This window comes from Pantoea sp. GbtcB22 (genome assembly GCF_019091025.1).
GTDB classification, from domain to species: Bacteria; Pseudomonadota; Gammaproteobacteria; order Enterobacterales; family Enterobacteriaceae; genus Pantoea; species Pantoea leporis.
This window is the reverse complement of sequence record NZ_JAGXKB010000009.1, coordinates 142,621-160,889: the sequence shown is the minus strand read 5'-3', so window position 1 is coordinate 160,889 and position 18,269 is coordinate 142,621. Positions and strand designations below refer to the sequence as shown.

Sequence of the window (18,269 nt, the reverse complement as noted above, 5' to 3'; positions counted from 1 at the left end):
CGCGCGATTCTGACCTTCTTAATCCTCTTCCCGCTCATCATCCGGCTGATCCAAAACCGTGTACGCCACGGCGCAGAACAGCGAATTCAAACGCTTCATATCGCCCAGTAAGCCAAGGTGCAGCGAGCTCGTCTCAATGCTCTGCACATTCTGCAGATGCAAGCGCTCGACGTGCGCGTGGGAGAAACGGCGAATCAGGATGCGGAAGCGGTGCTTGGATCGGCGCAGGCGTTTGGCGCTGGTGACATCGTGCGACAAAAACACCGACAAACTCAGACGCAGGTTATACAGCACCTGTTCCTGCAAGGTTTGCAGCTCCTCCAGCCCTTCGGCAGAGAAGGCGCGGCGCGCGGTCAGTGACTTATCCGCTACGTCGGCGCACATGCGTTCGATAATGTCGCCCGCCTGCTCCAGGTTGAGCGCCATCTCAATGATCTCCGCCCAGCGGCGCGAATCATCCTCCGGCAAATCCTCTTTCGGCATACGCGCCAGATAGAGTTTGATCGCGGTGTAAAGCACATCAACATCATCATCCAGCCGCCGCACCGCGCGCTCTTCGCGCAGGTCGCCGTGCACCACCTTATTGAATGACTCAATCATCTGCTCGACCACATCGCCGATGCGCAGTGTTTCGCGTGAGGCGTTAGCCAGCGCTAACGCCGGCGTATCCAGCGCGCTGCTGTCGAGATGTTTGGGTTTGAGATGGGCTTCGTTTTCGGGATCATCGGCAATCATACGGCGGCACAGGCGCGCCATTGGATCGGCAAACGGCACCATGACTAAACAGCGAATCAGGTTGTAGAAGACGTGGAAGAAGATCACCAGCTCTTCATCATTGACTGGCAGCTTATCCAGCACATCGGCGACAACATTGACGAACGGCAAAATGGCGATGCTGCCAATCAGCTTAAACAGCAGGCTGCCGAGCGCAACGCGTTTGCCCGCTGCATTGGAGCCGCTGGCGTTGATCATCGCCAGCAGGCCGCTGCCGAGGTTGGCACCAATCACCAGACAGAGTGCCACCTTGAAGGAGATGACACCGGTAGCGGTCAGCGTGGCGGTAATCAGGACCGCCGCGAGGCTGGAGTAACTGATGATGGCGAACACCGCGCCAATCAGTGCATCGAGCATCACATCGCCGGTCAGCGTCGAGAACAGCACCTGAACGCCCGCCGCCTGGGTGATCGGTTTGGCGGCCGCGACAATCAGCTGCAGCGCCAGTAGAATCAGGCCAAGCCCAATACTGGCGCGGCCTAACTGCCCAATGCGCGTTTGCTTGCGGCTGAGAAAGAACACCACGCCAAAGAAGATAAACAGCGGCGACAGCCACGACAGATCGAAGGTCAGGATACGCGCCATGATCGCGGTCCCGACATCCGCGCCCAGCACCACCACCAGCGCTGGCGTCAGACTGACCAGATTCTGTGCAACAAAGGAGGTAACCAGCAGCGTGGTGGCGTTACTGCTCTGCACCAGCGCCGTAACGCCAATACCGGCAAGAAACGCCATCGGTTTTTTTTCAACGCTGCGGCTGAGTACGCGACGCAGATCGGCACCGTAAACGCGCATGATGCCGGTGCGCACAATGTGTGTTCCCCACACCAGCAGCGCAACGGCAGAGAGTAGATTAAGCAGAGTTAACACGTATAGAGGCTCCTCATCCGTCAGGCTCAAACCACACCGATTGCCAGCCTGACGGTGAGCACAACCGGTAAAACCTTCGCCGCGTTGTGTCGCCTTTTTTCGTTTAAATTAAGCAACCTGGCGCAACGTCGACATCTCTAACTGTAGCCCAATCTGCATACCAGCGGGATGCAAATCTGCCACGCTGCGGTTGAGTACATCTATCGAGAGTTCCACGTTTTGCGCACGCACCCGATAGCGAATCACGTTGCCAAGCAAGCTGTGGCTGAGGATGGTGGCGGGAATGCCCGCCTGCGGCGCACACAGCTGGATCGACTCCGGGCGAATCGCTACCTGGCCGCTAAACGCCTGTCCGGTCAGCTGCGTTGCCTGTTCGGCGCTCAGCAGGTTGTAGTTGCCGATAAAGCCGGCGGCAAACAGATCGGCCGGTTGGGTATAGAGCATTTCCGCGTTGCCGTTCTGCACGATCTTGCCCCGGTTCATCAACACTATGCGATCGGACATGGTCAGCGCCTCTTCCTGATCGTGGGTAACAAACAAGGTAGTGAGTTTCAGCTCGCGCTGAATATTGCGGATCTGTTCACGCAGATGGCGACGAATGCGCGCATCCAGCGCCGACAGCGGTTCATCCAGCAACAGCAAGCGTGGACGCGTCACCAGCGAACGCGCCAGCGCCACGCGCTGACACTGTCCGCCAGAGAGCTGATGCGGATAACGCCGCGCGAAGTCGGTGAGTTCCACCAGCGCCAGCACTTCCATCACGCGTTTCTGAATCTCGCTCCTCGCCAGTTTCTGCATCTTCAGGCCAAACGCCACGTTCTTCTCAACCGTCATATTGGGGAACAGCGCGTAGCTCTGAAACACCATGCCGATGGTGCGCTTTTGCGGCGGCAGCGGCACGATATCCTGTCCTTGCAGCAACACGTTGCCGCTATCCACTTCGGTTAACCCGGCGATACAGCGCAGCAGCGTCGATTTGCCGCAGCCGCTGGGGCCGAGCAGCGTAACAAACTCGCCTTCTTCGGCACTGAAATCGATGTTTTCAAAAATGGTGGTCGGACCGTAGCTTTTGTTCAGCTGGGTGACGCTCAGATAACTCATGGTCAGCCTCGTTCAGGATTGAGGGCATTCGCCAGCCAGGTAACCAGCAGGACGACGGCAAAATAGGAGATCACCAGCGCGCTGGTGAAGTGGCCGCTGCCGTTGCGCATGTTAAACAGATAAACCTGCAAGGTTTCATAACGGGTGCCGACCAGCATATTGGCGAAGACAAACTCACCAATCAGGAAGGAGAAGGAGAGCAGCACCGCGATAAATACCCCTTTGCGCAGGTTCGGCAACACCACAAACAGCGCCGCCTGCCAGGTGCTGGCACCGAGCAGCTGCGCGGCATCAATCAGCTCTTTCAGGTTGATGGCCTGCATATTGTTGGAGATGGCGCGATAGATAAACGGCAAGGCGATGGTGAAGTAGCAGCCGATCAAAATCCACGGCGTGCCGGTCAGCATCAGCGGCGACGACGAATAGAGTTGCAGCAGCCCGACCGACGACACCACCGGCGGTACGGCGAAGGGCATCAGGATCAGCACGTTCATCACCGCATCCAGTTTCGGATAGTAGTAAGCGATCACAAACATGGCAGGCAGTACCAGCACCAGCGAGAACAGCAGCGCACCGCAGCAAACCAGTAGCGAATGACCGAGCGCGGTCAGGAAACGCGCATCGCTCCACAGCGCGCTGAGCCACTTCAGCGTAAAGCCCTGCGGCAGGATGGTGTCGCTCCAGCTGGTGGAAATGCCGTACAGTAACGTCGCCAGCAGCGGCGCGGCTAAAATGGCCAGCAGCAGCCAGACAATCAGGCGATGATAAAATTTTTCCGCGCGCGACACGTGTAGCTCCTCAGGAAGGTTTGGCGTTGAGATAGCTGCGGCGCACCAGATACTGCTGCACCACGGTAATCAGCGCCATAATCAGCACCAGCAACATCGCCAGCGCGCCGCCGGTGTTGGGATCAAGCGAGATATCGCCAGAGACCAGCGCGGCAATGCGTACCGGCACCACGTTAAAGTTGCCGGTAGTGAGCGCGTAAATGGTGGCGTAAGCGCCGAGCGCGTTCGCCAGCAAAATCACGAAAGTACCGAGCAGCGCCGGGAACAGAATCGGCAAACCGATGTGCCACCAATAGCGCCAGCGGCCTGCACCCAGCAGCGCGGCGGACTCTTGCCAATCCTGTCGCAAGCCATCAAACGCCGGATAGAGCAGCAAAATGCCGAGCGGGATTTGGAACCAGGTGTACACCAGCACCATGCCGTCACGCGAGAACAGTTTGAAGCCTTCCAGCACGCCGTAATGGCGCAGCAGCAGCGTCAGACAACCGTTCAGACCGAGCAGAATGACAAAGGCAAACGCCAGCGGTACACCGGCGAAGTTGCTGGTCATGTTGGTAAATGACATCAAAAAGCGCTGAAAGCGGCCGCTGCCGAGCTGATGCAGCGAATATCCGGCAACCAGTGAGATCAGCAGGCCGTAAATGCTCGACCAGATGGAGATGTCGAGCGACAGGCGAAACGCCTGCAAATAGAACGGCGAGGTGAGGATATCGCTGTAGTTGTCGAAGCCCCAACGCTCATTGATGTCGCTCCAGAAGCTGTTGATGGCAATCCACAGCAGCGGCGCGAGCTGGAATGCCACCCAGAACAGCGCAAACGGCAGCAGCAATAGCGCGGCGAGCGTTTTGCCTTTCATTACTGCGGCTCCGCCAGTAACGCGCGACATAGCGGTTTGTCATGTTCGACGCCGAGCAAGGTGCACACGATGCCGCACAGTTCGGTCTGCTGCGGCTGGAGATCCGGCTGCAGCGAGAAACCTTTGCCAAACACGAACAGCGGCACCTGCGTCTCCTCTGGCAAAATGCCGCCGTGCGAGCGGTCATCGTTCATGCCGTGATCGGCGGTGACAATCACCTGATAACCAGCCGCCAGCCAGTCCGGCATCCACTGCGACAGATAACCATCGGCCATGCGCGCGCGGTTGCGATACTGCGGCGATGACAGGCTGTGCTTGTGTCCGGCATCGTCAATGTTCATCGGGTGGATCAGCAGGAAGTCGGGATCGTGCCGCAAACGCAGGCTTTCTGCGTCTTCAAACAGGTGGGAATCCGGATAACCGTCGTCCCAGTAAAAATGCCCATACTGAATCGGCAGATCGGGCGCGACCGTGTGGCGGTCGCGCGCCGCGTTGAACGGGGATTGATTGTAGAGCTCACTCACCCAGTGGTAGGCGGCTGCCGCGGTGGTGAGACCGGCGGCACGTGCGTAATGGAAGATGCTGCGCTGATTACTCATGCGACTGACGCCGTTGTGAATAATACCGCTGCGCACCGGTGGAATGCCGGTGAGAATGCATTCGTACAGCGGGCGCGACAGCGAAGGCAGTTCGCAAGTCAGCGTATAATATTGGCCGTTGCCCTGCGCGCATTCAGCAAACAGATAGCCCATTGCGTGCTGCGCTACCTGATTACTCAGCCCATCCAACACCACCAGGATCGTTTTCATCCCTCGCTCCTTACTGCTTCATATTAATGATGACGTTCTCTTGCCACAGACGCGGCAGCATTTTCGAAGTTTTATCCCACGCGGCCTGGTCTTTGATTGGACGGGCATTCTTATACTCAGACTGCGGCAGCAGCTTGGCCTGCACGTCGGCGGGCAGAGTTAAATGCTCGGCACGAATCGGGCGCGCATAGCCTTTCGCCAGGTTGATCTGGCCTTCATCAGACAAGATGTATTCACGCGCCAGCTTTGCGGCGTTCGGATGTTTGGCGTATTTATTGATGACGGTGCTGTAGCCAGAAGTGACGGAACCGTCGGAAGGGATCACCACTTCGTAGCGGTTTTTGTCGATCTGATCGCGGTAGTTCAGACCGTTAAAGTCCCACACCACCGCCACCTGAATTTCGCCTTTTTCAATGTTGGCAATCACCGGATCGGTCACGCCAAGACGGCCTTCTTTCGCCAGATCGCCGAAGAAGCTCAACGCCGGTTTCACATTCTTCTCGTCACCGCCTAATGCATAGCTGGCCGCCAACACGCCGTTCGCTGCCTGAGCCGCAGTGCCGACGTCACCGATAGTGACCACATACTTACCTTTCTTCAGATCGGCCCAGCTGTGCGGCACATCTTTGACCTGCTGCTTATCCACCAGGAACGCGATGGTGCCGGTATACGCCAGCATCCAGTTGCCATCCTGATCTTTTGCCCAGCTCGGGATTTGCTCCCAATGCGTTGGCTTATACGGTTGCGCCACGCCTTTAGCGACGGCAATCGGACCGAAAGCAGCGCCCACATCACCGATATCGGCGCTGGCGTTCTCTTTCTCTGCAGCAAATTTTGCCAGTTCCTGCGCCGAGGACATGTCGGTGTCGCTGTGCTTCAGGCCATATTTGCTGTTGAGGTCACTCCAGGTATCTTTCCAGTTGGCCCAGCTATCTGGCATGCCGACGCTGTTGACCTGACCTTCGGCGCGCGCGGCTTTTTCTAACGCGGCGAGGTCATTATCTGCGGCTTGCGCGGCGGGCAGCGCAAGCAGTACGGCACTGGCTACTACAGAGGCGATAAACGCTTTCATCTCGATTGCTCCCGGTATATGTTGTGGGACTTCTTGGTCTAGTCCAGCAAGAACCGAGCCAATGTAGCCCGAATAGATGAAGGTTTTATGACCATGGTGGTGAAACGGGGTGTGGCGCGACGATCCACATGCGGTTACAGCGCGCTAAAGCGTGGGTTGTTCTCTGTCACATTGTAGTCATCGAACTGTCATAGTGCAGATTTGCCCCAAAATGAGGCTGAAAAATGATGTCGAAAACGGCGGATGTGATTGCAGCAGGGCTGCGGGAACGCATTGAAAGCGGTGAATTTGCCGGCGGTCGTTTGCCTGCCGAACGCAGCTTAAGCGAACACTATTCCACCACGCGCATTACGCTGCGTGAGGCGCTGGGTTTGCTGGAAGCGCAGGGCATTATCTATCGTGAACTGCGTCGTGGCTGGTTTCTCGCACCGCCTCGGCTGGTCTACAACCCCTCTCATCACAGCCATTTTCACGCCATGGCCGCTGAGCAAGGCCGTATTGCCAGCACTGAAGTGCTGGAGGCGCGCGAAGTGCCAGCGCAATTAGCCATCGCGCGTCATCTGCAACTGCTGGAGGGCGATCGGGTTTACCGCATTCGCCGTTTGCGCCGTATTGATGGCCGCGCCGTGTTGTATGTCGAGCATTACCTCAATCCCGCCTTCTTTCCGGGATTGCTGGATGAAGACCTGACGCGTTCACTCACCGATCTGTATGACCAGCGCTATGGCATTCGCTACGGCGGCGCGCATTTTACCATTTTGCCGGGACCGCTGCCGGTGCGCGCTGCGCCCGCGCTCAACGTGGCGAGCGGCACGCCTGGATTGTTGATTACCCGCATCAATCGCGATCAGCACAAGCGCGTGATTGATTGCGACTGCGAGTTCTGGCGCTATGACGCGCTGTGTGTGGATGTCGAAGTATAAATATTGTGATTTTGATCACACTACAGCATGATAGCGCCAGTGAGTAATTGAGAGCGTGAGGCGCAAAAATGACAATAAAAACAGGGGTTGGGCAGTACATCTCTTTAGCATTGCAGTGGGTGCTGAATATTGGTCTGATCATTCTGGCCATTATTCTGGTGGTGTTCCTCGGTAAAGAAACCATTCATCTGGCCAACGTGCTGTTGAGCACCGGTGAGCAGACGTCTTCCTATCTGCTGATTGAAGGCATCGTTATCTATTTCCTCTACTTCGAATTTATCGCCTTGATTGTGAAGTACTTTCAGTCGGGCTATCACTTCCCGCTGCGCTACTTCATCTACATCGGCATCACGGCGATTATCCGCCTGATCATCGTCGACCATAAAAATCCGTTCGATACGCTCTACTACTCGGCGGCGATTTTGATTCTGGTGGTGACGCTGTGGTTGGCGAACAGTAACCGCCTGAAACGCGAGTAATAATATCGCGTGGCACAACGAGCCGTGCCACGCATTCTCCTCTGCGCTAAACTAGGGCAACTTTTTTCCCGGAGATGTCCTGATGTCGCATGACGCGCTGCGCCAGTTACGCGCACTGCACTGGCTGCCAGCCTCTTCACCGCAGCTTTCTGCCCCGCTACTTGACTGGTTAATGGAAGAAGACTCCATGACGCGTCGCTTCGAGCAGCATTGCCAGCAAGTGACCGTAAAACTGATCCGCGAAGCGTTTATTGGCGCTGAAGAGATCTCGGAGGAAGCGGAATTTTTGCCCGCCGACCCGCGCTTCTGGTTACGTGAAATTGTGCTGTGCGGTGATGGCGAACCCTGGCTGATTGGCCGCACCGTGGTGCCAGAAAGCACGCTGAACGGCCCCGAGCAGATGCTGCAACAGCTCGGTACGCGCCCGCTTGGCCGCTATCTATTCTCTTCATCTACCCTGAGTCGCGATTTTATCAATCCCGGTCAGGTTGGCGATTTATGGGGACGCCGTTCCCGCCTGCGTTTGTCGGGCAAGCCGCTGCTGTTAACTGAACTATTTTTACCGGCGTCGCCGCTCTATCGCGCGCTGGATCAAGGATAAAACCACTGTGCAAAACACCTTACCCATGACCAAATGGCAGGCTTACTGCCGCCTGATGCGTATCGATAAACCCATCGGCACTGTGTTACTGCTGTGGCCAACTCTGTGGGCACTGTGGCTCTCCGGCATGGCGATTCCACCGCTGCCGGTGCTGCTGGTGTTTGTGCTCGGCGTTATCGTGATGCGTGCTGCTGGCTGCGTCATCAATGATTACGCTGACCGCAAAATCGATGGTCACGTCAAGCGCACGGCGTCACGTCCGCTGGCCAGCGGCGCGGTATCCGGGAAAGAGGCGAAGCTGCTGTTTGCCGGTCTCGGTTTGCTGGCGTTTATGCTGGTGTTGACCATGAACACCATGACCATTTTGCTGTCGTTTGGCGGCCTGGCGCTGGCGTGGGTTTATCCGTTTATGAAGCGCTACACGCATCTGCCGCAGGTGGTGCTCGGCGCAGCGTTTGGTTGGGCGATTCCGATGGGATGGGCAGCAGTTAGTGAGTCCTTACCTTTAGTCTGCTGGCTGGTTTTCCTGGCGAACATCTGCTGGACGGTGGCCTATGACACGCAGTACGCGATGGTCGATCGCGATGACGATTTGAAGATCGGCGTAAAATCAACGGCGATTCTGTTTGGCCGTTACGACAAACTGATTATTGGTTTACTGCAGCTGGCAACGCTCGGTTTGATGGCGCTGGTGGGCATGATGCTTCAACTGAATGGGGCGTTTTACTGGTCGCTGCTGCTGGCAGCAGGCTTGTTTGTGCATCAGCAGAAGCTAATTGCCCAGCGCGAGCGCGATCCCTGCTTCCAGGCGTTTCTGAATAACAACTATGTGGGCATGGTGCTGTTTCTTGGCATTCTGCTCAGCACCGTGCCGTTCGCGGATCTGTTATAAACAAAAAAGGCGCACTGAAGTGCGCCTTTTTATTAGCTTGTCGCCGCGTTAATCGTGGGTGACCGCGCTTTCAATCGTCAGACGCACGTCGCTGGTCACCAGTTCCGCCAGCATCTGCCACATCATATGACTGCGTTCGGCATCGGCATCGCCTTTGTCACTGATATATCCTTCATCACGCAGCGTGAGGACCAGCGCAGTAAACACTGCTTTATCAAAGAACTCTGGTGCGTTGATACCGTGCAGCACAGACAGGCGTTGAGCCAGCGTGCGGCTCTCTTTCTCCAGCGTGCCACGGTTGATGGCCGGTTTCGCGCTGAGGATAGCGAAGGTAATCGCGAAGCGCTGCAGCGTCTCACGAATACCCGCCGCCAGCAGTTGCAGCGAACGGTGACGTGCCGGCGTCATTCTTAGTTGACCATCCTGCAAGGTGATCAGGCCCTGACGCGCCATCTCTGCACAGAGTGCGTTAAGTAGCGCAGGCAGCTCTGTCTTGTCCCAGCGCAAGAACAACTCGCTCTTTAGCATCGGATATACCAGGCTAACCTGACGCAGCAGCTCTGCTTCGCTGATTTCCCGATGTTGTTGCACGATGGCGGCAATCAACGATGGCATCACCAACATGTGATGAATGTTGTTGCGATAGTAGGTCATCAGCACCGCCTGCTCGCGCGGCAGAATGATGATGTCGCCAATACTGTCTTGCTCGGTCTCGAACTTGTTCATGCCCATGGCGTGATCAAGCAGCGCTTCGGCGCTCATGTCAGGCACCGTGGCTTCTGGCGAATAGGGCACATTGCGCAGCAGCTGGGTGTAGCACTCTAACTGCTCAATCAGCTGTTCGCGGGTCAGTGAACGCTGACGTGACGCCAGTAGGGCGGTGACGCACAGGTTCATGGCGTTGGCTGCACCGGCTTCATTGATGCGCACCATCAGCTTCGCCGCAATGTCATTCACGGCGGGCGTCATCCAGGCTGGGCGTTGCGGTTCGATAGGATCAATCGCATCTCGCCATTCGGGCACGTTTTTGTTCAGATAGTTCATCAACGGCAGGGGTTCACCGAAGTTAACGTAGCCCTGGCCGAGATTGCGCAGCTTACGTAAACCGCGCACCATCTGCAGGAAACTCTCTTTCTCTTTGGCCGCACCCCGCAGCTCTTTGGCGTAGGTGCCCACTTCCATCACATGCTCGTAGCCGATGTAAATCGGCACGAAGGTGATTGGACGACTGCCGCCGCGCAGCATCGCCTGCAGCGTCATTGATAGGGTGCCGGTTTTTGGATCCAGCAAACGACCGGTACGCGAACGTCCGCCTTCCACAAAGTATTCCACGGAGTAACCCCGGCTAAACAGCTCGCCAAGATATTCACGGAACACGGTGGAATAGAGTTTGTTGCCCTTAAAGGTACGACGAATAAAGAAGGCGCCCAGACGACGGAAAATCGGGCCGGCTGGCCAGAAGTTCAGGTTAATACCGGCAGCAATGTGCGGCGGCACCAGGCCTTGATGATAAAGCACGTAGGAGAGCAGCAGGTAATCCATGTGGCTGCGGTGGCAGGGCACATACACAATCTCATGACCATCCTGCGCCAGCTGACGCACGCGCTCACCGCCATGCACGTTGATGCCCTGATACAGGCGGCTCCACAGCCAGCCCATCACGCGGTCAGTGACTTTAATCGCTTCATAAGAGAAGTCCGCCGCCACTTCTTCCATCATTTCGATGGCGTTCTGCTGGGCTTTCTCATGCGAAATCTTTTTGCTGCGCGCTTCATCTTCTACTGCTTTTTCGATCGCTTTGGATTGTAACAGCTTGTTGAAGAGATCCTGACGTGCAGGCAGACGCGGGCCGACCGCGGCCAGACGTTGGCGGGCAAAATGAATGCGCGCCACGCGAGCCAGCTTTTGGGCAATCGACTTATCGGTGCCGTGCTCGGTCGCCATCTGGCGCAACGAAACGGTTTGCGAGAAGCGAACAAAGCTGTCGCGGCCGTGCCACAAAATGGCGAAGAACTTCTGCACGCCATTGAGCACGCGCAGATGCGGCGTGGATTCACCGGAGGTTTCACGTCCCGGCGCACGACCAAACATCACCGCGACCGGCAGCATTTGCACATCGAGTTGCGGGTTGCTGCGGTGCAAATCCAGATAATCGTGGAACAGCTTTACCGATTCGGGATTGGCCACGAAATAGGGAATTACGCGTGGGCCATCGTGAATAAACACGTGGCGCGGCAGCAGGGTGCCATCGATCTCCAGCGGAGCCAGCGGATCGGGCAGATCATGTTTCAGGCATTGAGCACGCAGTGTGAGCAGGTCAGCCTTTGAATCATAAGGCAAAACATACATCACCGGACGTGTCGGATCGATCCCATGTTCAGAGATAGGATCGGTCGGAATGACCTTACTTTTTACCAAAATAGAGAGTGGTAAATTCAATAATTTGTAATAGAGTTTACGCCAACCTGACATAGACAACTTTAAGCCTCTTGTTAGCAAAGCGCGGCAAGCATACCAGAAAGCGCAGCGAAGGTCTGTGGCTCTGCCGCCTCATACTGCCCACACATTGACGTCAAAATAGTTCAAGGGTTCCATAGACATGGCAAATAACGTCACCGGTTTAGTAAGAATAGTGAAAGCCGCCGGTTATTCCTGGCAGGGCCTGCGTGCCGCATGGCAGCACGAAGCCGCTTTTCGGCAGGAAGCCATTGCCGCGCTGGTGGCCATTCTCGTAGCTTGCTGGCTGGATGTAGATACCCTTTCCCGCATCCTGATGATTGGCTCGGTAGTGCTGGTTATCATCGTTGAGATCCTTAATAGCGCTATCGAAGCGGTGGTCGACCGCATCGGGCAGGAGCAACATCCGCTCGCGGGCCGCGCCAAAGATATGGGATCGGCTGCCGTATTGCTGACTATCTTACTGGCTCTGTTCGTCTGGATCGCGCTGCTCTGGACGCATTTGAGATAGGGATTCCAGATTCATTAAACCGCTGATTTTTCCCTCTGTTACGGTTTTCATTTCGCGAATACCTGTATATACTCACAGCGACTGTATAAACAACCAGGGGGCGGGATGAAAGCGTTAACTGCACGGCAGCAACAGGTCTATGACCTGATTCGCGACCATATTAACCAGACGGGCATGCCGCCAACGCGTGCGGAAATTGCTGCGCAACTGGGTTTCCGCTCGCCCAATGCTGCCGAAGAGCATCTGAAAGCGCTGGCGCGTAAAGGCGTAATTGAAATTGTTTCCGGCGCATCGCGCGGGATTCGTTTGCTGATGGAAGAAGAACCGAGCGAAGGGCTGCCGCTGATTGGCCGCGTCGCTGCCGGTGAACCTTTGCTGGCACAAGAACACATCGAAGCCCACTATCAGGTGGATGCTAACCTCTTTAAACCGAGCGCCGATTTCCTGCTGCGCGTGAGCGGTATGTCGATGAAAGATATCGGCATTATGGATGGCGATCTGTTAGCGGTACACAAAACGCAGGAAGTGCGTAACGGCCAGGTTGTCGTGGCGCGCATTGATGATGAAGTCACAGTGAAACGCTGGAAAAAGCAGGGTGCGATTGTCCATCTGCTGCCGGAAAACACCGATTTTCAGCCGATTGTCGTGGATACCCGTGAGCAGTCGCTAACCGTTGAAGGTTTAGCTGTCGGGATTGTGCGCAACGGCGAGTGGCTCTGATCAGTTTCTGATCCACTTTAACTGCGGCGGTGCGTGTTTGCGCTGACCGCAGTCTGCTGTTTTACTTCTCTGTGACTCTTTCTGCGGCTCATTCTGGCGCCATTACGCTGATTACCGCACACAACGGAATGGGCTAATGCAGCTGTTTTCCTCTTCAGATAAAACGCTCTGGCGGCTAGCGCTGCCGATGATCCTGTCAAATATCACCGTCCCATTACTGGGTGTAGTGGATACCGCCGTTATTGGTCATCTCGATAGCCCGATCTACCTCGGTGGCGTCGCCGTGGGCACAACCGCCACCAGCTTCATCTTTATGCTCCTGCTGTTCCTGCGCATGAGCACCACCGGACTCACCGCTCAGGCATTTGGCGCCAATGACAAAACGGCGCTGGCGCGCGCCTTAACACAGCCGCTACTGATTGCGCTGGTTTTTGGTGCGCTGTTTATGGTGCTGCGAACGCCGGTCAGCAGCCTGGCGGCAGCGTTAATGGGTGGCAGCCCGGAAGTGCAGCAACAGGCGAAAATATTTATTGAGATTCGCTGGCTAAGTGCGCCCGCAACCTTGGCCAATTTGGTGATTCTTGGCTGGCTGCTGGGCGTGCAGTATGCGCGGGCACCGATGGTGCTGCTAATCATCGGCAACCTGGTGAATATCCTGCTGGATCTGCTGTTCGTGCTCAAACTGCATTGGGGTGTCGCCGGAGCGGCGGCGGCTACCGCGCTGGCAGAATATGTCACGCTGGGCGTGGGTTTGTGGATGGTGGCGCGGGTGCTAAAGATGCGCGGTATCCATTTTGCTTTACTCAAAAGCAGCTGGCGCGGCGATGCGGCGCGGCTATTCCGCCTCAATCGCGACATTATGCTGCGGTCTTTGATGCTGCAAATCTGCTTCGCGTCGCTCACCATCCTTGGCGCACGCATTGGGCCGGATGTAGTGGCAGTCAATGCGGTGCTTCTGATGTTCCTCACTTTCACCGCATACGCGCTTGATGGATTTGCCTACGCGGTTGAAGCCTGTTCGGGTGAAGCGGTTGGGGCCAAAGATCGCAGCCGACTATTGCTGATTTGGCATGCGGCTTGTCGCCAGGCATGCTTCGTCGCCGCGATCTTTGCGCTGATTTATGCATTCACCGGTCCGGAGATTGTGGCGATGCTGACGTCACTGGAAGCGCTACGAGAGATGGCCGACCGCTATCTGATTTGGCAAGTGATTCTGCCGCTGGTTGGCGTCTGGTGCTATCTGCTGGACGGCATGTTTATCGGCGCGACGCGCGGGCGTGAGATGCGCAACAGCATGGTGATGGCGGCGATCGGCTACGGTGTCTCGCTGCTCACGCTGCCGTGGCTCGGTAATCACGGTTTATGGCTGGCGGTGACGGTATTCCTCGCGTTACGCGGACTCACGCTGTGGCTCATTTGGCGTGGTCACTGGCGGCGCGATAGCTGGTTTAACGCCTGAATAAGCGAAGCGTAACCTACAGATTAATCTGTATTTCCCTGCAAACTGCGAAGCGGCTACTACAATTACCTCATACGGCGCATATGAGTAGCGCGTTGTCTGGGTATATCGCCAGCTAAGCAGGCAATATATCTATCTCACTCAGGATGTAGTGGAGGAATATTATGAACAAAGACGAAGCGAGCGGAAACTGGAAGCAGTTCAAAGGCAAGTTTAAAGAGAAGTGGGGCAAGCTGACCGATGACGACTTCACTGTGATCGAAGGTAAACGCGATCAGCTGGTTGGTAAAATCCAGGAACGCTACGGTTATGGTAAAGACCAGGCCGAGAAAGAAGTGAAAGACTGGGAAACAACCAACAAAGATTACCGCTGGTAATCTCACTTCACGGATGATGCTCCTACCCGCCAATCATTTAGCGTAGTGATTGGCCCGGCACAGGGATGTGCCTCCCTATTTTCTTAACCGCTTTTTACCCTCGACCTGATGGTCATGCTCGCAGCTTTCATGGTGCGTACAAGCCGCCACTTCTGCGCAATTTTCACACAGGCCATGTGCCTCAATCACGGTATGTCGCAGAGAAAATCCCGCCTGATCCGCTAATGCAGCGATGGTTTTTTCCACGCCATGAGCATGTTTTTCGCTAACTGCCGCACAACCGTCACACACCAACATCACCGAAGTATGTGCTGGCTCATCAAAATGATGGCAAACCACATAACTGTTATTTGACTCTACGCGATGAATAAATCCCTGTTCCAGCAGGAAATCGAGCGCGCGATAGATGGTGGGCGGTTTTGCTTGCGGTTCACTGACACGCAGTTGATCCAGCAAATCGTAAGCGCTTATCGAACCATTCTGCTCTGCCATTAAGCGCAACACTTCGGCGCGTTGAGTGGTCAGGCGCACGCCGCGATCAAGGCAAAGTGATTCAGCCTGGGTAAGAAGTTGTTCTGGCGTGAGGTTTGACATACGCATTCTCCGGGTTGCAGGTGATGTTATTTTATCACACAAAATTTAACGCTGCTGTGATTGCTTATTGTCCTTAAAATCCCTAAGAAAATTCTCCCCAATCAATAGATTACCTTCGCCATTTTTCCGTCAATATTGCTGCAACCCTTATGTCTGTAAAATGCGTCCGGCCAGGCAGCGCAACGTCTGCACGGATTTTGCTTTGCAACTCACCGGGTTAGCGGCTATGGTTCAAAAGGTCTTAAGTAATTTCTGGTCTCAATTTACTCACTGTTAATTTTTCTGCATAAAAACACAGCGGAATGGCGTGGAAGCGTCCAATTCTGCGAATAGCAGTGCTATTTCCTTTTAATTCACAGCAATGAAGCGTTAGCCAGGGTTCAGAATAGCGGCTAACTAAACTTTCAGTCGGTGAGTGATTCAGCGACATTTCAAAGGTGATGGCAGGCTCATGGCGAAGACATTATTCAGGCACAAAAAAGTAGCTTATCTTGTTGGTTTGAATGCAGTATTTCTCTCTTCCTCAGCTCTGGCAGCAGGTACATGGTACGACGCGCGTAACGACGCAATGGGCGGTACCGGCGTAGCCTCTTCCACCTGGAGTTCGGCGGTGCTGGCTAACCCAGCATTGATGACCAAGGCGCAGCCTGAAGATAACGTCAGCATCATTCTTCCATCAGCCGGCGCACAGGTTACCGATAAAGACAAATTGATCGATCGCGTTGACGACATTACCGATACCGTTGATCGTTATCAGGACGTGATCGATAACCTGACCTTTCAGGATTACCTCAATGGTTACCCGCAGCTGAAGGCCGCCGCAGGCGATATGGCAAACCAGCTCAGCGACCTGCGTGGTAATAAAGCTCACGCAACAGCCGGCGTGGCCGTGGCCGTCACCGTTCCGAATGAAACCTTACCTTTTGCCTTTATCACCAAGGCTTACGGCACTGCGATTGTGCGCGCCAACGTGGCAGATAGCGATATTGCCTACCTGCGCGCGGTTGCCAATGGCACGAGAGTGCCTGTGCCGGGTGATGAAAATAACTTACGCTCCAGCGCCAATGGCCTGGCGGCATTAGTCACCGATTATGGTGTGTCAGTCGCGCATGAGTTCTCGATTGCCGGCCATCCGGTTTCTGTCGGCGTGACGCCAAAGCTGCAGAAAACCTGGCTGTATAACTACACCGCGAGTATCTACAACTACGACAAGAGTGACATCAACAGCAGCCGCTACCGCAGCAGCGATACCGGTTTCAACATGGATGCGGGTGTCGCAACAGATTTCGGTGAGAACTGGACCTTTGGCGTGACCGGACAAAACCTGATCTCGCGCGATCTCGATACTAAAGAGGTGAACGGTTACCGCGATACTTATCAAATTCGTCCGTTGGTCACTACAGGGCTTTCCTGGAATAACGGGCCGTTTACGCTGGCGGGGGATGTTGATCTGACTGAAACCAAGCGCTTCAAGTCGGAAGACACCAGCCAATATGCTGGCGTAGGTGCGGAATATCGTGTGCTGGATTGGCTGGCGCTGCGTGCCGGCTATCGCGCCGATCTGAAGTCGACCGATACTGACGTGTTCACCGCCGGTTTGGGTGTGTCACCGTTCAACAATGCTGTCCATCTGGACCTGGCCGGTTCTGTGGGTAAAGACAACACCGTAGGTGCCATGCTGCAGCTCGGATTCAACTTCTAATTACCCGTCTGATAACGGGCGGCTGTGCCGCCCGTTTTGCTGTGATATGATTGCGCAGTTTCTCATCACTTACTTACTGCGGATTTACTGCGTTTCATGACCGATACTTTCTCCTCGCAACGTTTTTCCATCGCCCCAATGCTCGACTGGACCGATCGTCACTGTCGTTATTTTCACCGTAAGCTGAGCGGTGATACGCTGCTGTACACCGAAATGGTTACGACCGGCGCGATCATTCACGGTAAAGGCGACTATCTGGCCTACAGCGAGGAAGAGCATCCGCTGGCGCTGCAGCTGGGTGGCAGCGATCCCGCCGCGCTGGCGCAGTGCGCTAAGCTGGCAGAAGAGCGTGGCTACGATGAGATCAACCTCAACGTGGGTTGTCCATCCGATCGCGTCCAGAACGGCCGTTTTGGCGCCTGCCTGATGGGCGATGCGGCGCTGGTTGCCGACTGCATTAAAGCGATGCGCGATGTGGTGAGCATTCCGGTGACGGTTAAAACCCGCATCGGTATTGATGAGCAGGACAGCTACGAATTCCTGTGTGATTTTATTGGCACCGTGGCGCAACAGGGCGGCTGCGATACTTTTATTATCCACGCGCGCAAAGCGTGGCTATCGGGTTTAAGTCCGAAAGAGAATCGCGAGATTCCGCCGCTCGATTATCCCCGCGTTTACCAGCTGAAGCGCGATTTCCCGGCGCTGACCATGGCGATTAATGGCGGCATCAAAACGCTGGAAGAGGCCAAACTGCATCTGCAGCATATGGATGGCGTGATGATGGGGCGCGAAGCCTATCAGAATCCGGGCATTCTGGCGCAGGTTGACCGCGAGCTGTTCGGTCGCGATACGCCGCGCGTCGATCCGGTAGCGGTGGTGCGCTCGATGTATCCCTACATTGAAGCTGAACTATCCAAAGGCATGTACCTCGGCCATGTGACGCGCCATATGCTTGGCCTGTTCCAGGGCATTCCGGGTGCGCGCCAGTGGCGTCGCTATTTAAGTGAAAACGCCCACAAGCCCGGCGCCGATGTGCGCGTGCTGGAAGCGGCGTTAGCGCTGGTAGCGGATAAGATCCCGCAGGAAGTGATGTAATCACTGTTTAGCATGCCGGAAACTTCCGGTTTGGTACGGTGCGCCTTCATGCGCACCGTAAAGCCAGTAACATAATTTTATAGATGGTTATTTCTACGCCGAGAATTAGTTTTTTTCATCATCTCATTACTTCTTCATTCAGCCCTTGTCCATTGCTTTCAAGCAGTTAGCCATTTTTATAACCTGGCA

Annotated in this window: 18 protein-coding genes; 10 read left to right on the top strand and 8 right to left on the bottom strand. The window is 55.5% G+C overall.

The window, feature by feature from the left end:
• Positions 1-18: 18 nt before the first annotated feature.
• The 6 genes from KVT28_RS22015 to KVT28_RS21990 all read right to left on the bottom strand — a co-directional run bounded on the left by KVT28_RS22015 (position 19) and on the right by KVT28_RS21990 (position 6,270).
• Positions 19-1,644 carry a Na/Pi cotransporter family protein gene (locus KVT28_RS22015; protein WP_101763080.1) on the bottom strand — a complete coding sequence of 542 codons (1,626 nt, stop codon included), beginning with the start codon at positions 1,642-1,644 and terminating at the stop codon, positions 19-21.
• Between the two features lie 108 nt (positions 1,645-1,752).
• Positions 1,753-2,745, bottom strand: coding sequence for an ABC transporter ATP-binding protein (locus KVT28_RS22010; RefSeq protein WP_217550072.1), 993 nt, complete (start codon positions 2,743-2,745; stop codon positions 1,753-1,755).
• Between the two features lie 2 nt (positions 2,746-2,747).
• The gene (locus tag KVT28_RS22005; protein ID WP_101763078.1) at positions 2,748-3,533 is read right to left on the bottom strand and encodes an ABC transporter permease; all 786 of its coding nucleotides are present in this window, start codon (positions 3,531-3,533) and stop codon (positions 2,748-2,750) included.
• A 10-nt stretch (positions 3,534-3,543) separates the two neighbouring features.
• Positions 3,544-4,389 (bottom strand): ABC transporter permease subunit, encoded by an 846-nt coding sequence (locus KVT28_RS22000; RefSeq protein WP_101763077.1) that lies wholly within the window; start codon positions 4,387-4,389, stop codon positions 3,544-3,546.
• Positions 4,389-5,198: an alkaline phosphatase family protein gene (locus tag KVT28_RS21995; protein WP_217550070.1), complete on the bottom strand. Its 810-nt coding sequence runs from the start codon at positions 5,196-5,198 to the stop codon at positions 4,389-4,391. The genes KVT28_RS22000 and KVT28_RS21995 overlap by 1 nt, the downstream gene beginning before the upstream one ends.
• A 10-nt stretch (positions 5,199-5,208) precedes the next feature.
• Positions 5,209-6,270 (bottom strand): ABC transporter substrate-binding protein, encoded by a 1,062-nt coding sequence (locus KVT28_RS21990; RefSeq protein ID WP_192236013.1) that lies wholly within the window; start codon positions 6,268-6,270, stop codon positions 5,209-5,211.
• A 224-nt stretch (positions 6,271-6,494) separates the two neighbouring features.
• Between KVT28_RS21990 and KVT28_RS21985 the strand changes: the two genes are divergently transcribed.
• The 4 genes from KVT28_RS21985 (at position 6,495) to ubiA (ending at position 9,165) form a co-directional block, all read left to right on the top strand.
• The gene (locus KVT28_RS21985; protein ID WP_217550068.1) at positions 6,495-7,193 is read left to right on the top strand and encodes a UTRA domain-containing protein; all 699 of its coding nucleotides are present in this window, start codon (positions 6,495-6,497) and stop codon (positions 7,191-7,193) included.
• 68 nt (positions 7,194-7,261) lie between these two features.
• Entirely contained in the window at positions 7,262-7,672 is a 411-nt protein-coding gene (gene psiE, locus KVT28_RS21980; RefSeq protein ID WP_061718383.1) for a phosphate-starvation-inducible protein PsiE, read from the top strand.
• 82 nt (positions 7,673-7,754) lie between these two features.
• A complete protein-coding gene (gene ubiC, locus KVT28_RS21975; protein ID WP_101763073.1) occupies positions 7,755-8,273 on the top strand; it encodes a chorismate lyase in 519 nt (172 codons plus the stop codon).
• Positions 8,274-8,280: 7 nt separating this feature from the next.
• Entirely contained in the window at positions 8,281-9,165 is an 885-nt protein-coding gene (gene ubiA / locus KVT28_RS21970; protein ID WP_101763072.1) for a 4-hydroxybenzoate octaprenyltransferase, read from the top strand.
• Positions 9,166-9,213: 48 nt separating this feature from the next.
• Here the strand turns inward: ubiA and plsB are convergent, their stop codons facing one another.
• Positions 9,214-11,637 carry a glycerol-3-phosphate 1-O-acyltransferase PlsB gene (gene plsB, locus KVT28_RS21965; protein WP_101763071.1) on the bottom strand — a complete coding sequence of 808 codons (2,424 nt, stop codon included), beginning with the start codon at positions 11,635-11,637 and terminating at the stop codon, positions 9,214-9,216.
• Between the two features lie 127 nt (positions 11,638-11,764).
• Here plsB and KVT28_RS21960 point away from each other — a divergent pair, with 127 nt between their 5' ends.
• From KVT28_RS21960 to KVT28_RS21945, 4 genes are all read left to right on the top strand, one after another.
• Positions 11,765-12,133, top strand: coding sequence for a diacylglycerol kinase (locus KVT28_RS21960; RefSeq protein ID WP_101763070.1), 369 nt, complete (start codon positions 11,765-11,767; stop codon positions 12,131-12,133).
• 105 nt (positions 12,134-12,238) lie between these two features.
• Entirely contained in the window at positions 12,239-12,853 is a 615-nt protein-coding gene (gene lexA / locus KVT28_RS21955) for a transcriptional repressor LexA (protein ID WP_008109941.1), read from the top strand.
• 136 nt (positions 12,854-12,989) lie between these two features.
• The gene (gene dinF / locus KVT28_RS21950) at positions 12,990-14,312 is read left to right on the top strand and encodes an MATE family efflux transporter DinF (protein WP_110868148.1); all 1,323 of its coding nucleotides are present in this window, start codon (positions 12,990-12,992) and stop codon (positions 14,310-14,312) included.
• Positions 14,313-14,476: 164 nt separating this feature from the next.
• A complete protein-coding gene (locus tag KVT28_RS21945) occupies positions 14,477-14,689 on the top strand; it encodes a CsbD family protein (protein ID WP_110868149.1) in 213 nt (70 codons plus the stop codon).
• Between the two features lie 75 nt (positions 14,690-14,764).
• Here the strand turns inward: KVT28_RS21945 and zur are convergent, their stop codons facing one another.
• Positions 14,765-15,283 carry a zinc uptake transcriptional repressor Zur gene (gene zur / locus KVT28_RS21940; protein ID WP_217550066.1) on the bottom strand — a complete coding sequence of 173 codons (519 nt, stop codon included), beginning with the start codon at positions 15,281-15,283 and terminating at the stop codon, positions 14,765-14,767.
• 451 nt (positions 15,284-15,734) lie between these two features.
• Between zur and traF the strand changes: the two genes are divergently transcribed.
• On the top strand, positions 15,735-16,985 hold the full coding sequence (gene traF, locus KVT28_RS21935) for a conjugal transfer protein TraF (RefSeq protein ID WP_137384961.1): 1,251 nt from the start codon (positions 15,735-15,737) through the stop codon (positions 16,983-16,985).
• A gap of 96 nt (positions 16,986-17,081) precedes the next feature.
• Positions 17,082-18,080: a tRNA dihydrouridine(20/20a) synthase DusA gene (gene dusA, locus KVT28_RS21930; protein WP_110868152.1), complete on the top strand. Its 999-nt coding sequence runs from the start codon at positions 17,082-17,084 to the stop codon at positions 18,078-18,080.
• Positions 18,081-18,269 lie beyond the last annotated feature (189 nt).